This window comes from Streptomyces sp. NPDC053048 (genome assembly GCF_044547045.1).
Classification (GTDB): Bacteria; Actinomycetota; Actinomycetes; order Streptomycetales; family Streptomycetaceae; genus Streptomyces.
On the sequence record NZ_JBITZS010000018.1, the window covers coordinates 26,265 to 39,501 of the forward strand.

At 70.9% G+C, this 13,237-nt stretch carries 15 protein-coding genes; 10 read left to right on the forward strand and 5 right to left on the reverse strand.

The features are described 5' to 3' along the window. Positions 1-32 precede the first annotated feature (32 nt). Genes ACIG36_RS32700 through ACIG36_RS32730 form a run of 7 tightly spaced genes read left to right on the forward strand, consistent with a single transcriptional unit; the run spans position 33 to position 7,147 of the window. On the forward strand, positions 33-1,022 hold the full coding sequence (locus ACIG36_RS32700; protein WP_399936041.1) for a glycosyltransferase family 2 protein: 990 nt from the start codon (positions 33-35) through the stop codon (positions 1,020-1,022). Continuing rightward, positions 1,022-2,251 carry a methionine adenosyltransferase gene (locus tag ACIG36_RS32705; RefSeq protein ID WP_399936043.1) on the forward strand — a complete coding sequence of 410 codons (1,230 nt, stop codon included), beginning with the start codon at positions 1,022-1,024 and terminating at the stop codon, positions 2,249-2,251. The genes ACIG36_RS32700 and ACIG36_RS32705 overlap by 1 nt, the downstream gene beginning before the upstream one ends. Further along, positions 2,248-3,153 (forward strand): sugar phosphate isomerase/epimerase family protein, encoded by a 906-nt coding sequence (locus tag ACIG36_RS32710; protein WP_399936046.1) that lies wholly within the window; start codon positions 2,248-2,250, stop codon positions 3,151-3,153. The genes ACIG36_RS32705 and ACIG36_RS32710 overlap by 4 nt, the downstream gene beginning before the upstream one ends. Beyond that, on the forward strand, positions 3,150-4,202 hold the full coding sequence (locus ACIG36_RS32715) for a Gfo/Idh/MocA family protein (RefSeq protein ID WP_399936048.1): 1,053 nt from the start codon (positions 3,150-3,152) through the stop codon (positions 4,200-4,202). Before ACIG36_RS32710 ends, ACIG36_RS32715 begins: the two co-directional genes overlap by 4 nt. After that, the gene (locus ACIG36_RS32720; protein WP_399936051.1) at positions 4,189-5,058 is read left to right on the forward strand and encodes an AAA family ATPase; all 870 of its coding nucleotides are present in this window, start codon (positions 4,189-4,191) and stop codon (positions 5,056-5,058) included. The genes ACIG36_RS32715 and ACIG36_RS32720 overlap by 14 nt, the downstream gene beginning before the upstream one ends. After that, positions 5,055-6,689, forward strand: coding sequence for a carbamoyltransferase (locus ACIG36_RS32725; RefSeq protein ID WP_399936053.1), 1,635 nt, complete (start codon positions 5,055-5,057; stop codon positions 6,687-6,689). Before ACIG36_RS32720 ends, ACIG36_RS32725 begins: the two co-directional genes overlap by 4 nt. Next, positions 6,686-7,147 carry an NUDIX hydrolase gene (locus ACIG36_RS32730; protein ID WP_399936056.1) on the forward strand — a complete coding sequence of 154 codons (462 nt, stop codon included), beginning with the start codon at positions 6,686-6,688 and terminating at the stop codon, positions 7,145-7,147. The genes ACIG36_RS32725 and ACIG36_RS32730 overlap by 4 nt, the downstream gene beginning before the upstream one ends. A gap of 76 nt (positions 7,148-7,223) precedes the next feature. On the opposite strand, the gene ACIG36_RS32735 is transcribed toward ACIG36_RS32730, so the two are convergent. Continuing rightward, positions 7,224-7,499 (reverse strand): hypothetical protein, encoded by a 276-nt coding sequence (locus tag ACIG36_RS32735; RefSeq protein ID WP_399936059.1) that lies wholly within the window; start codon positions 7,497-7,499, stop codon positions 7,224-7,226. Between the two features lie 120 nt (positions 7,500-7,619). Between ACIG36_RS32735 and ACIG36_RS32740 the strand changes: the two genes are divergently transcribed. From ACIG36_RS32740 to ACIG36_RS32750, 3 genes are all read left to right on the forward strand, one after another. After that, positions 7,620-8,354 carry an HAD family hydrolase gene (locus ACIG36_RS32740; RefSeq protein WP_399936062.1) on the forward strand — a complete coding sequence of 245 codons (735 nt, stop codon included), beginning with the start codon at positions 7,620-7,622 and terminating at the stop codon, positions 8,352-8,354. Positions 8,355-8,609: 255 nt separating this feature from the next. Then, positions 8,610-9,416, forward strand: coding sequence for a ParA family protein (locus ACIG36_RS32745; protein ID WP_399936065.1), 807 nt, complete (start codon positions 8,610-8,612; stop codon positions 9,414-9,416). Further along, positions 9,416-10,219, forward strand: coding sequence for a hypothetical protein (locus ACIG36_RS32750; protein WP_399936068.1), 804 nt, complete (start codon positions 9,416-9,418; stop codon positions 10,217-10,219). Before ACIG36_RS32745 ends, ACIG36_RS32750 begins: the two co-directional genes overlap by 1 nt. Positions 10,220-10,507: 288 nt before the next feature. On the opposite strand, the gene ACIG36_RS32755 is transcribed toward ACIG36_RS32750, so the two are convergent. The 4 genes from ACIG36_RS32755 to ACIG36_RS32770 form a co-directional block, all read right to left on the reverse strand. Further along, positions 10,508-11,116, reverse strand: a complete 609-nt coding sequence (locus ACIG36_RS32755) for a hypothetical protein (RefSeq protein WP_399936071.1) — start codon at positions 11,114-11,116, stop codon at positions 10,508-10,510. Between the two features lie 149 nt (positions 11,117-11,265). Continuing rightward, positions 11,266-11,733, reverse strand: a complete 468-nt coding sequence (locus tag ACIG36_RS32760; RefSeq protein ID WP_399936074.1) for a Pycsar system effector family protein — start codon at positions 11,731-11,733, stop codon at positions 11,266-11,268. 332 nt (positions 11,734-12,065) lie between these two features. Then, positions 12,066-12,644: a hypothetical protein gene (locus tag ACIG36_RS32765; protein ID WP_399936075.1), complete on the reverse strand. Its 579-nt coding sequence runs from the start codon at positions 12,642-12,644 to the stop codon at positions 12,066-12,068. A gap of 53 nt (positions 12,645-12,697) precedes the next feature. Beyond that, positions 12,698-13,195, reverse strand: coding sequence for a hypothetical protein (locus tag ACIG36_RS32770; protein ID WP_399936077.1), 498 nt, complete (start codon positions 13,193-13,195; stop codon positions 12,698-12,700). Between the last annotated feature and the right edge of the window lie 42 nt (positions 13,196-13,237).

A 13,237-nucleotide genomic window follows, 5' to 3' on the forward strand; every position in this document is an offset into this window, starting at 1 on the left:
GCGTCCCGCTCGTACCGCCCGAGGAGGAGCCGATGCAGGACCCTGCCCCGCTGGTGTCGGTGGTGGTCAGCGCCCGCGGCAACACCGCATCGCTGCTGATGTTGCTGGAGGCCCTGGGCCAGCAGACGCTGACCGATTTCGAGGCCGTGATCGTCGACAACGACCCGCCGGGGCCGGTGCGCCCGATCGGCCGGGCGCTGGACGGCAGCGGCCCGTGGCCGTTCCCGCTGCGGGTGCTCTACGAGCCGTTGCCCGGGTTGAGCGCCGGCCGCAACAGGGGGATCTGTGCCGCCCGTGGCCGCTTCGTCGCCATCACGGACCCCGACATCGTCCCGGCCCCCGGCTGGCTTCAGGCCCTGGTGGCGTGCGCCGAGCAGGAGGGCGTGTTCGCCGTCGGCGGCCGCACCATCGTGGAGTACCCCCAGGGGGAGGTCGTGCCGCTGACGACGGCACTGCGGGAGTGCCACGGCGCCGTCGACTGGCCCGCCGACCGCACGTCGGCCGCGTGGCCGTACTGGGTCACCGGCTGCAACCTGCTCTTCGACCGCAAGGCCGCCATGGAGCTGGGGCTCTTCCGCACCGACCTGGGGCGTACGGGCCGGTGGCGGCTGGACTGCGAGGACCTGGAATTCGTGGACCGGGCCCGTCAGCACGGCCTGGAGACCCTCATCGAGCCCGCCGCGGTGGTCACCCACCCGATCTACCGGCGCGAGACCACCGCCCGGTACTACGTCGCCCAAGGCATCGGTCACGGCATCTGCGTGGCCCGGATGCACCTGAGCGTGCGCGTGGAGCCCGCCGCGATCCGCGCCGGCCGCGCCGCCGTGAAGGACGCCGTCACCGGCCTCGTGCAGGCGTGGACATTCCTGGACCGCGCCCGCGCCGTCGAGTCGGTCCGCGATCTGACCCGCATCGGCGCGTACCACGCCGAGCGCGGCCGCCTGCGCCTACTGGGCCGCCGTCCCATCGCCCTGGCCGACCTGTCCGAAGTCACCAAGAAGGAGAAGGAGCGCACCGTCTGATGGACATCATCACCACCACCGGCCTGTCATCAGCCCCCGTGGAGCTGGTCGAGCGCAAGGGCGCCGGCCACCCCGACACCCTGGCCGACGGCGTCGCGGAGGCCATCTCCCGCGCCTACAGCCACTACTGCCGCGACTACTTCGGCGCGATCTTGCACCACAACACCGATAAGACCGCGTTGCTCGGCGGCAGCGCGAACGTGCGGTTCGGGCACGGCGAGATGACCACCCCCATCATCGTGATGGTCAACGGCCGCATGACGCCCCGCCTCGGGGACGAGCGCATTCCCGTCGAGGACATCGTCACCCGGGCCGCCCGCGAATACCTCGCCGACGCGCTGCCGCTGCTGGACGCCGGGATGTGGGTGGACGTCCGGCCCCGGCTCACCCAGGCGTCCAGCCCGGGAGCCGTGGACGGCACGTCCGCCCAGGCAGACGCCGCCCGGCAACGCTGGTTCGCCCCGCGCAGCCTCGACGACCTGGCCGAGCGGCACCGCGCGTTCGCCAACGACACCTCCGCCGGGGTCGGATACGCACCGCTCGGAGTCGCCGAGGAACTCGCCCTCGGGATCGAGAACCACCTGTGCGGTGAAGCGTTCCGCAGCGACCACCGGTACTACGGCACGGACATCAAGCTCATGGTGGCCCGCAACGGCCGCCGCGTGCACCTGACCGCGTGCGTGCCGCAGATCGCCCGGCACACCCCGGACCTGGACACCTACGTCGCCCGCCGCACGCAGGTGCGGCAGATCATCGAGGAGCAGGCCGCCCGGATCGCGCCCAACCACCAGATCACGGTCTCGGTCAACACACGGGACGTCGACGAGCGGCCGGAGCTCTACCTGACGGCCACCGGGTCGAGCATCGAGTCCGGCGACGAGGGCGTGGTCGGCCGCGGTAACCGGGCCAACGGCGTGATCAGCATGCTGCGGCCCTGGTCGGCCGAAGGCGTCTCCGGCAAGAACCCCGTCTACCACGTCGGCAAGCTCTACAACCTCGCGGCCACCGAGGTCGCCAAGCGCCTGCACGCGAGCACCAACCGGGCGGTCGCCGTCGCGCTGGTCTCCCAGTCCGGCCGTGATCTGCACGACCCGTGGCAGGTCATCGTGCAGAGCAGCAGCCGCCAGCCCCTGCCGCAGGCCCTCGTGCAGAGCACGGTCGACGAGGTCATGGGCGACCTGGACGAGCTGCGCGAGGCCCTGCTCGCCGGAAAGGTGGCCACCGCATGAACGCCCCCGTGCCCACCGCCGTGCCGCAGTTCACCGCCTGCCTGAACCCGGCCACCCTCAGCGGCATCCCGCTGCCGCGCTTCCTCACCCTCGCCGCCCAGGCCGGCTTCACCGCGGTCGAGGTGTCCATCCAGCAGGTGGTCGCGCACGGCCCGCAGCAGATCCGCGACATGCTCGACCGCCACGGCCTGCGCGCGGTCGCGGCCTCCGGCATCCTGCCCGCCGGGCCCGTCCTGCCCGCCCCGCTGCTGATCCCCGACGAGCAGTACGCCGAGCTCCTGGACGACCTGCCCCACCGGCTCGCCGCCTTCCAGACCCTCGGCTGCCCGACAGCAACGATCGTGCTCAACCCCTTCTCCAGCTGGCCCCGGCCCGACGCGCTCGCCCGCGCCCGCTCCCGGATCACCCAGCTCGCCGACGCCGCCGCCCCCTACGGCGTCCGCCTCGCCCTGGAGGCCGTCAGCGTCACCCGCGGCCTGCCGCCCGAGCTCACCGGCGAGCACCTCGTCCTGGGGGACCTGCCCAGCCTCGCCCGCCTCATCCAGGAGACGGGCCGCACCGACGTCGGTGTCCTCGTCGACTCCTTCCACTGGGCGGCGGCCGGCGCCCACCGCGGCCACATCACCGGCCTCGGCGACGGCGCCGTCGGCCACGTCCAGATCGCCGACCTCCCCACCGGCGTCACCCCTCAGGACGCAACCGACGAGATGCGGCTCTTCCCCGGCGACGGCTCCCTCCCCTGGCGCACCTTCGGCCAGGCCCTGGCCACGGTCGGCTACACCGGGGCGGTCTCCGTCGAGCTGTTCAACCCGGCGCTGCGGGCGCTGCCCGTCGGCGAGATCGCCGAGCGCGCCCAGCACAGCGCCGTAAGCCGCTGGAGCCTTGCGGAGGTCACCTCATGACGCACCCCACCCGGCAGTGGCGGGTAGCCGTGGCCGGCTGCGGCGCGGCCGCCTTCGGCCTCCACCTGCCCACCCTCGCCGACCACCCCGCCTTCGACATCGTCACCGTCCACGACCGCGAGCCCGAGCGCGCCCGCCTCGCGGCCCGCCGCTTCGCCGTCCCCCGCATCGCCCACAGCACCGAGCAACTGCTGGAGGGGGCCGACATGCTGGCGGTCCTCACCGGCGTGCACGACACCCTCATCGACCAAGCCCTCGACGCCGGCCTGCACGTCTTCACCGAAAAGCCCGTCAGCCTGGACGTAGAGCGCACCCGCGCCCTGATCAGCAAGGCACGCCGTGCCGGGCGGCTGCTGGAGGTGGGGGCGATGCGCGCCCACGACCCCGCCCTACACGCCCTGCTGGCCGCCGTCCCCGACCCGGCCGGGGGATGGCTGATCAAGGCAGACGGGGCGGACGAGGCCGCCCGCCGCGCGGTGCTCCCGCCCGGGCTGGCGCCGTACACCTTCGCCGCCGACCCGCCCCAGCCCACCCCGGCGCACCTGTCCGACGACCAACTGGCCGCGCTGCGGATCCTGCTGTGGCAGGGCTACCACCTACTCACCGCCCTCGTCCTGGCCGTCCCCGACGCCCGCCCCGGCGCGTGCACGCTCGCCGCGCACGGCCAAGGGCTAACCGCCACCGCCCACGGCCGCGCCGGCGCCCTGTTCACCCTCGCCATCGTGCCCGCGACCCCCGGGGACTTCCGCGAGCAGATCCACCTCGCGGGCGGCGACTTCACCGCCACGCTCGACTTCGCCCGCCCCTACGAACCCGCCGCGGGCACCCGCCTGACCACCCGCCCCAGCCTCGATAGGAACGCCGGGTTCGGCGACCCGTTCACCGCCATGTGGAACGCCGTCGGCCAGCGGCTGTCCGGCCAGCACCCCGCCGACCTCCCCACCAGCGCCGCCCTAGCCCTGCGCGTCGAAGAGCTCGCCCTCGCCCTGGCCGCCACCACCACCGCCCCTGAGCCCCACCACCAGGAGGAGCAGCATGCCCGCCGTTGATGTGCCCGTGCTCGCCGTGGACGGCCCGCCCGGTGCCGGAAAGACGTCCGTCCTCGCGCACCTGATCCCGCACTTCGGCAGCGCCGCCGCCTGGTTCACCGAGCCGAACGCGCGCCTCGCCCAAGGGCTCGACGCCCCCACCCACCCCTCGCCCGCCGGACACTCCCTGTGGTTCCTGCGGCACGAGCAGGCCAAGGCCCGCGCCATGCCGCGCCTGGCCGCCGACCCCGCCACCCGCCTCATCCTGTGCGACCGCAACCACCTGGGGGCCCTGGCCTACTGCTACGCCACCCACGCCGAGGACTCCCTGCCCTACCGCACCGCACGCGACTTCTACGCCCGCCACGTCGCCCCCGCCCTGCCCGAGCGCGTGCTGACCGTCATCCTCCTGGTCAGCCCCGCCGAAAGCCTCCGCCGCCGCGGCGGCGCCGCCGAGCTCCCCCGCTGGCGCCAGTGGTTCGATGCGGACCTCCTGGAGCGCCTGCACCACTTCTACACACACATCGCCCCCAGCCTGTGCCCGTCCCCGCCCCTGATCATCGACACCGACCACGCCAGCATCCGCGACGTCCTCGGCGAGGTCGCCGAGCACCTGCGCGCCGCAGGCGTCACCGTGCCGGGCGACCCCACCGACGTCACCGTCGCCCGCAACCCCGAGCAGGACCCGCTCTTCGCCCGCGCCTACGAGCAGCTGGGCGGGCTGGAAGCCTTCGGCCACCCCGCCAGCGAACCCTTCGACTACCGGCACGGCACCGTGCAGCTCTACCAGCTCGGCGCCCTCCACCGCACCCCAGACGCCCGCACCATCCTGTGGAACCCCCTGACCGACAGCCCGACCCTGCGAGCCGCGTCATGAGCACCCGCAACCCCTGCGTCGTCGGCCTCAACCTCGGCCACGACGGCGGCGCCGCCCTGATCACCGAACACACCACCATCGCCATCGGCGAGGAACGCCTCAACCGCACCCGCTACAGCCCCGGCTGGCAGGCCGCCCTCCTGTACTGCCTGCACACCGCCGGCCTCCAGCTCGACGACGTGGACCTGATCGCCGTCAGCGGCATCGGCCACGAACCACCCGCCTGGGAGGAGACCCACCTGGGCCACTTCGGGATCTGGCCGGACCGCACCGTCCCCGTCGACCACCACCTCAGCCACGCCTACACCGCCTACTGCCTCTCCCCCTTCGAGCAGGCCACCGTCCTCGTCGTCGACGGCGGCGGCAACGGGGGTGACACCGAGACCCACTACACCGCCACCCCCAAGGGCATCGAGCGCATCGGCGGCAACGCACCCACCCGGCGGCGGGCCGGCGGGATCGGCGCGACCTACGAGGCCGTCACCAACTACCTCGGCTGGCACGAGCAGGAGGCCGGGAAGACCATGGCCCTCGCCGCCTACGGCAACCCGAACGCCTTCCCCGACCCGCTCTTCGACCTCGACGGCACGCACGTCCACGGCCGGCTCCGCCACACCCACGCCCGCGGCATCGCCGACCTCGCCACCCGCACCGGCTGGCAGGTCGGCCCGCCCGACACCCGCGGCGACCAGCTGCACGGCGCGGACCTGGCCGCCTACCTCCAGGCCCAGACCGAGCAGATCCTCCTCGCGCTCACCGAGCAGGTCATCACCACCACCGGATCGCAAAACCTGTGCTTCGCCGGCGGCGTCGCCCTCAACTGCGTCGCCGCCGACAAACTCCGCCGCCACCCCGCCGTCACCGGCTACTTCGCACCCCCGGCCGCCTCCGACCGCGGCCAGGCCCTCGGCTGCGCCCTGTACGGGTGGCACCGACTCACCGGCGAACTCCCCCGCCGCCCCCTGACCCACGACTACTTCGGCCGTACGTACACCGACGCCGAGATCGAGCAGGCCCTCCGCCGTGACCCGCGCTCCGGACTCGTCGAACGCCGCCGCACGCCGTTCCAGTGGCGCCGAGAGTCCGACATCGCGGCCACCGCCGCGCAGCTGCTCGCCGACAGCAAGCTCATCGGCTGGTTCCAGGGCGGCGCCGAACTCGGACCCCGGGCGCTCGGCCACCGCAGCATCCTCGCCGACCCCCGCACCCCCGACAGCTCCACCGCCCTCAACAGCCGGGTCAAGCAGCGCGAGCCGTTCCGGCCCTTCGCCCCCGCCATCCTGGAGCAGCACGCCGACCAGTGGTTCGACCTCGACGGCGGCACGTCCCCGTTCATGCTGCTCGCCTCACCTGTACACCCCGAGCAGACCGACGCGATCCCGGCCGTCGTCCACGCCGACGGCACCGCGCGCGTCCAGACCGTCAACCCCGACCACGCGCCGGCGTTCGCCGGAGTGATCGAGCAGTTCCACCGGATCACCGGTGTCCCCGTCGTGCTGAACACCAGCTACAACCAGCAAGAACCCATCGTCGAGACGCCCGCGCACGCCCTGGCCACGTTCCAGGCGTCCGGGCTCGACGCCGCATGCATCGGTGACTACCTCGTCGAACGGGCCACACTGACCCCATGACCCCACCCATTCGCCAAGCGGCTCGCGTCATCGCGCTCGACGACCAGGACCGCGTTCTTCTCCTCCGTTACGACGAGGGCGGGGGGTTCTGGGCGACGCCCGGCGGGTCACTGGACGAGGGCGAGGACCACCAGACCGCCCTCCGGCGGGAGCTGCACGAGGAGCTCGGCGTCGATGACGCCGAGCTCGGCACGCAGGTCGCCGAGCGCAGCCAAGAGCATGAGGTCGGAGGGCAGACCGTCCGCCAGGTCGAGCGGTACTACCTCGCTCGCCTCGCTACCGGCGCCGCGAACCTCGCCCGAGCCACTCTGCCCGACACGATCCGCTCCCTGCGCTGGTGGACCGTCAACGAGCTCCGCACGACCAGCGAGACCGTCTACCCCGGCGAGCTCGGCGACCTCGTCGCCAGGCTGCTGTCCAACGGAACCCCGGCAAACCCCATCACTCTCGGCAGCTAGCCCGCACAGGCAGCCTCCGAATCGAGTACAGCGAAGGGGCCTCCCAGATCTGGGAGGCCCCTTCGTCATGCCAACCCTAAGGGGGCTTGCGATCACCCCGGGTGGCCTTGCACTGTGGGCACCACCAGTAGCCCTTGAACGTCTTGTCGCCGGGCACGGTGATGGTCGCGCACATCTGGCAGACCGGGGCGGGCCCGTAGACCTTGAGGGCGTGAAGGCCCTTCTTCTGGAACGCGGTGGCCTGCTTGAGGAAGTCGGCCGCGGCCGCGGCGTAGTCCTCCTGGCCGGGTACACCGACCTCCAGCCGTTGCCCGACCAGCTTCCCGCGTGGACCGCCGCGGCGGGCATCCACATCGCCGCCTGGCGGCAGGGCGTACTTCCCTGGCCCCCCGCCCTCGAACAGGCACAGCACTGGGCTGGCGTCTCCATGATCTGACCCTCCCCGACCGACCCAGCCACTACTGTCCCCTTCGTGCATGCACCGAGGGGACAGCAAGCCGCCCACCCAGCCAGCACCGGACCGACGCCGCCCCTGGCGCTCTTCGACCTGGACGGAACCCTGCTTGACCGCGCCGAGGGCCTGCGGCACTGGGCGGAGGAATTCGCCCGGGACCGAGGACTCGGCCCGGGCACCGTCGACTGGCTCGTCGGAGCCGACGCCGACGGCCTCAAACCCAAAGACCAGTTCTTCGCCGAGGTCCGAGAGTACTTCGCCCTCGACGAAAGCCCCGACGCCCTGCACGACGAGTACCAGCAGCGCTACCCGTCCTTCCTCCGCTGCCCCCAACACGTCCTCGACCAGCTCGCGCGCCTGCGCGCCGCCGGATGGCGAGTCGGCGTCGTCACCAACGGCCTGACCCGCACACAGACGGCCGCCCTGGAGCACACCGGGCTGACGAAGTACCTCGACGGCTGGGTCATCTCGGAAGAGGCAGGCGTCCGGAAACCGGCTCCCCGGATCTTCGCCCTAGCCGCCGAGCGCTGCGGGACCGACCTGACCGCCGGCTGGTTCTGTGGTGACTCCCCCGAGGCTGACGCCATCGGCGGCCAGCGCGCCGGACTGCGGACCATCTGGATCCGACGCGGACGCACCTGGCCCGCCTCCATGCCGCCACCCGACCGAATTGCCGACGACATCACCCAGGCCCTCCAGTATCTGCTCACCCCGGCCCCGGCCGTACGCCCCGCCGCCCGGGCCAAACGGTGACACCAGTACCCGTCCGTAGACCCGCCCCGTACACGAATCCGGCTCGCGCGGCAACGTCCTTCGACTGCAAGCCCGAGTTCCATGCCCGGCTGGGAAGGCTTCTGGGTGTCTGTCTTCGTCCTCTACTGACCAGCATGAAAGAGTGTGTCTTCGTCGTCCGCAGTAGGTGCTCCCGATGAGCAACGAACCAAGCTGACGACACTCCGCAGTACCCAATCGCTTTGGCGTGCGGGGAAACATACGGAAGGAACAAACGTGGCAGAAGTCCGCGTGCAATTCGCCCAGAAGGGCGGGGTCGGCAAGACCCTCATCGGAATGAACCTCGCCGCCGTCAACGCCCAAGCGTATGGCCGCGACGAGAACGGTGATGCGCAGGTAGCCGTGGCGGTCTGGGATCCGCAGTCCGATGCGCTCTGGTGGGCAAACCGCATGGCTGACCAGCCCTTCGACGTCATCAACATCGCTCACGATATGGATGCGATCAACGACCTCAAGGACTGGCCGTACCGATACGTCTACGTCGACACGCCGGGTTTCATCCCCTTGAAGCCGGAGCAGGTCGAGGCCGGAATGGACCCGCTGTCCGAAGAACCGCTGGGCGACATGCTCCGCGCGATCCTCGATCAGGCCACTCACGTCATCGTGCCGATGGTCACAGAGCCGCAGTCCTTCAACGCCACCTGGCGGACGATCGAGCTGGTGCTCAAGCCCTATGGCAAGGACTTCACCGTGGTCATCAACAACTGGCCCCCCGCAGAGGGCGAGGTCTACGTCGATGACACACGCAGCTTCTGTGCCGACAACGGCTGGGAAGTGGCAAACACTGTGATTCGGCGCTACCGCGTCCATACAAACGCGTCGGCCAACGGCCAGGTCTGCACCCAGTACAAAGCCAACCAGGTAGCTCTCCAGGCTCGCGCTGACTTCCTGGCCCTGGCGAACGAACTGTCGCTGCACAGCACCGATCGGCTGCAGGACGAACTCACGAAGCTGCGTGCGCAACTTGCTGCCAAGACGCCAAAGCAGAAGCAGAAGGCAGCGAAGGCGGGGGTGACGGCGTAGTGGCTTTGAAGGTAAGCGCCAACGACGTCGGTAACCACAGCACGAAGCAAGGCCCTGCGAAGCGTCCTGACGAGAAGACGCCAGCACCCAAGCCGGACAAGGTGCTCTTCCAGCTCCCCGAGCAGGTCCGCACGAATCTTGATGCAAAGCTGCCAGACGAGAGCGCGGACCCGGCCGCCATCATTCAGGCATGTGCGCTTCGCATCGACGCGGCCCTCACGGTCCATAAGGCCATTGAGCACTATGGCAACGAAACCCTGTTCCGGTACGCCGGGCCGGCCATACGGCTGGCTCACCGCACGAAGGCGTGGCAGGACGATGTGAACCCGGAGACCAACAAGCCGTTCCGTGGGTTCAATCCTTGGTGCCGCCATATGGGGATCTCCAAGAGCCAGGCCTACCGGATGGTCAACGAGGAGCCTGTCGCAGACGCCCTGCGCCCACTGAACCCCGGGCAGCTGAGTACCAAGCAGGTGGATGTCCTCGCCCCTGTATTGCGTCAGCATGACGCAGCGCGTTGCCGTCGCGTGTGGGAGGTGGCAACCAAGATGGGTGCAACGGACCACAAGACACTCTTGAAAGCCCGCGATTCCCTGGACCTGGCCATCGCGGCAGAGCAGGAGGAAGACGACCGCCAGTCGCTTTCCACTCCTGTACCTGTTGTTCGGTTCCAGGCCGGTCGCTACGACCGCGATTCGGTGCGCACCGCAGTGCGCTCGGATCCCGAGCTCGCTCGCCTGCTGGCTCGCGACATCCTGGACGAGCTGAAGCAGCTAGAGGGGGACGAAGGCGCTGGCGACTGACCCGCAGCTACTAGCGGCAGCGGATCAAAGTGTCCCGCGCGGGACACTTTGAGCTGAGCTAGGTGTCCCGCGCGGGACACTTCTGCCCCCGCAGCCCCCAGAACGCAAACAAGGTCCTGCCCCGGTTGAAGTCAACCAGGGCAGGACCTTTGTGGTCGCTCCCTCGTGCGGAGTCCGGCGTCCGGCGGTGAGCCGAGTTGGGATGCCTGCATCTACTGCCCCGAAGGGCTCACCGACAGCAGGGTGGAGACGAGGAAGGATCCGGGGGATGCCGTAAGGGTGGCCTGGCTACTGCCAGCGGCCGGCCTCGTTGCCAAGAAGGGCGGCGATCTTCGGGCCGACGTGGGTGTTGATGAGCTCCGCCAGGCGCTTCATGGCGTTCTTGGCATCGTCGGTCAGAGCCTCGCCCTCCAGTTCGCCGGACGGCTCCCACAGGGCCCACTGGGCGGCGGAGACGCGCAGGGTCGCGGTGAGCAGCAGCGCGGTCTTCGATTCGTTCTCCGGCTCGATGCGTGCAGGGTAGTCGTCGGCGCCTAGGACGTGGGCGGTCTCCCACGTGGCGACCCGATAGGGGGGCCGGTGCTCCTTGGTGAGAGCGTCATGGTGGAGGCGCACGTCGACGAGGACGAGGAGCGAGCCGTCTTCCTCTGCGCGGGTCAGGCGGATGTCGAGGTCCGGGCGGACAACGGCGTAGGCCGGGCTCATGACGGGGCCGGTGCCGGCCGCCCAGGCGAACCGGCTGAAGACGCCAGGGTCGCGGGCCTCATCGTCGTCCAGGAACCACTTCTTCGGCTCCTGCTGGCGGAGGTAGACGCCGTAGCGGGAGTGGCCGTCGCTGGCGCGGTCGCGGTCGGTAGCCTCGTCGATCTGCACGAGCGTGGTCGGGGTCCAGTGCACGGGGTGCTCCTATCGGATGGGTGGCGGAGGCCAGGTGTGATGGTCCTGGCCGAGGTGACCGCGAGGCCTGGGCCGGTGTCGGCGGCTCCGGGCTTCATCCTGCCGTCCCGTACGGTCAGCGGGGGCAGGAATACCGGTAGAGGCTGCGGCTACAGGAGAGCGGCGAGGAGGGCCAGGTCGAGGGCGACGAGCGCGGCCACGGTGGTGTTGATGGCCAGGCGGGTCCTGCGGTGCTTCTCGCGGGCAAGTTTGGCGAGCCGGATGACGTCCTCGGCACGGTGGTCGTCGAGTAGGTCGTCGATCAGGTCCTGGGGCCGGGACGGGTCGAGGGTGGCCCAGTAGAGGAACGTCCCGCGGGGGGCTCCGGTGATGCGGGGCCGGATGGTGAGCAGGACCGCGATCATGGCAGCAGCCAGCCCGAGGGCGCCGATGGCGACGAGCACGGCGGCAGCCGGCGGGAGGTGGTGTCCGGGGATGGTGGCGACGAGGACGGCCAGGGGGAGGCTGAAGGCGCTCAAGATGGCGCTGGCCTTGGGCTCGCTGCGCTCGATCTCCTTGTGCACGGTGCCGTCGGCTTCGGCGAGGCGGGCGTCGAGGCGGGGGTCGGTAGTCGTCACGTGGCGCTCCCCGAGGTGATCTCGAACAGGGGCCACTGTGCCTTCGCAAGCTGCAGTTGACGTGATTCCGCGGCGCGCTTGCGGGCACGGTCCCGGGCGTGGTTCCAGCAGGGGCCGCACCAGGGGCGGAGGTCCGTCTGCGGGACGTTCGCGTTCTGGAAGTCGGTGGCGCGGGCGGGGTACGGGGCGGCGGTCAGTTCGCGGGCGGAGTTACAGGTGCCGGCCGGGTGAGTCCGGCCGCAAGCTCCTTCACATCCGCAGCGTCGGCCGCAGCGGTTGAGGACGTCTTGTAAGAGGGTCACGGGCTTCCCTTCGCGAGGGGTGCGGGTGGGTTAGCTGAGGCGGTCGGGGTACCAAGTGGCGTACTCCTGGCGGACGTAGCCGCGGCCGCCGTGGTGGGTCCACACCGGGTGGTCGTGGCCGTAGAGGCCCGCGGTGACGTCGTGCTGGCGGTCGTGTCCGAGCAGCTGCTCGGCGGTGCGCTCGGCCTCCTCGATGTCGTGCTGGTCGCCGGTCTTCTCGGCCTGCCGGTCGGCGAGCGCGGCGTAGCGCAGCAGGTATTCGCGGAGCTCGTCCGGCGTGTTGCCGGCGTCGCCGACGAGGGCCTGGAGCCGGGTGACCGCGGCGGCCTCGTCGAGGAGCCGGGGGGCGCTGCTGTAGGCATCGCGGAAGGTGAAGGGCAGGGGCAGGACGGGTGCGAGCGCGGGCTCGCCGTTGTGCGGTTCGCCGGTCAGGACGGCGCGCAGGGCGTGGTTCTGGGGGATGTCGAGTTCGTCGAGCAGCTGCAGGGTCTGCTGGATGCGGTGTTCGGCGGTGATCGCGCGGTTCTTCTCGGAGACGGATCGGTCGTGCAGCTCCCCGATCGTGCTGAGGAGCTGCCGCTTGGTGCTGCTGCGGATGAGGTGGAGCATCTGGTGTTCCTCCGTCGTGTGGTGGGTCTGGCCGGGCGTTGGAAGGTGGTGGGTTAGTTGTGCAGTTCGGTGCGGTTGCGGAAGAGGAGCCCGCGGGTGTGGGTGGTGACCTCGTTGTTGTTGATGACGGTCCCCTGGTAGATGTGCTGGGAGGTGCTGGCCTTCGCTATGGCGATGGCGGCGCCGATGGCGGTGGCGACCATGGCGATGCCGGCGAACGGCGCGACGACGGCGAGGACGCCCCAGAGGGTGACCGCGGCGAGGCCTTTGAGGAGGAGCCAGGCGCCGCAGCCGAGTCCGGTGATGCCGGCGCCGACGCCGATGGAGGCGACGGCGACGCCGGCCGCCCAGGCGGGCACGATGCGCTGGTCGGGCTGGGCGACGGGCGGGGTGGGGCCGATGGCCGGGGTCGGGGTGGGGTCGCGGTAGGAGGTGGCCATGGACGAGGGCTCCCGGTATGCCTCGGCGATGATCCGGCGTGCTTCGGCGGCGGCTTCCGATTCGCTGAGCGGCGGGCGGTGGGTGGCCGGGGTGGGCTGGTCGTGCTCCATGGGTTGAGCTCCTTGTCGAGGAGGCGGCCGGGCCCGGAAGTG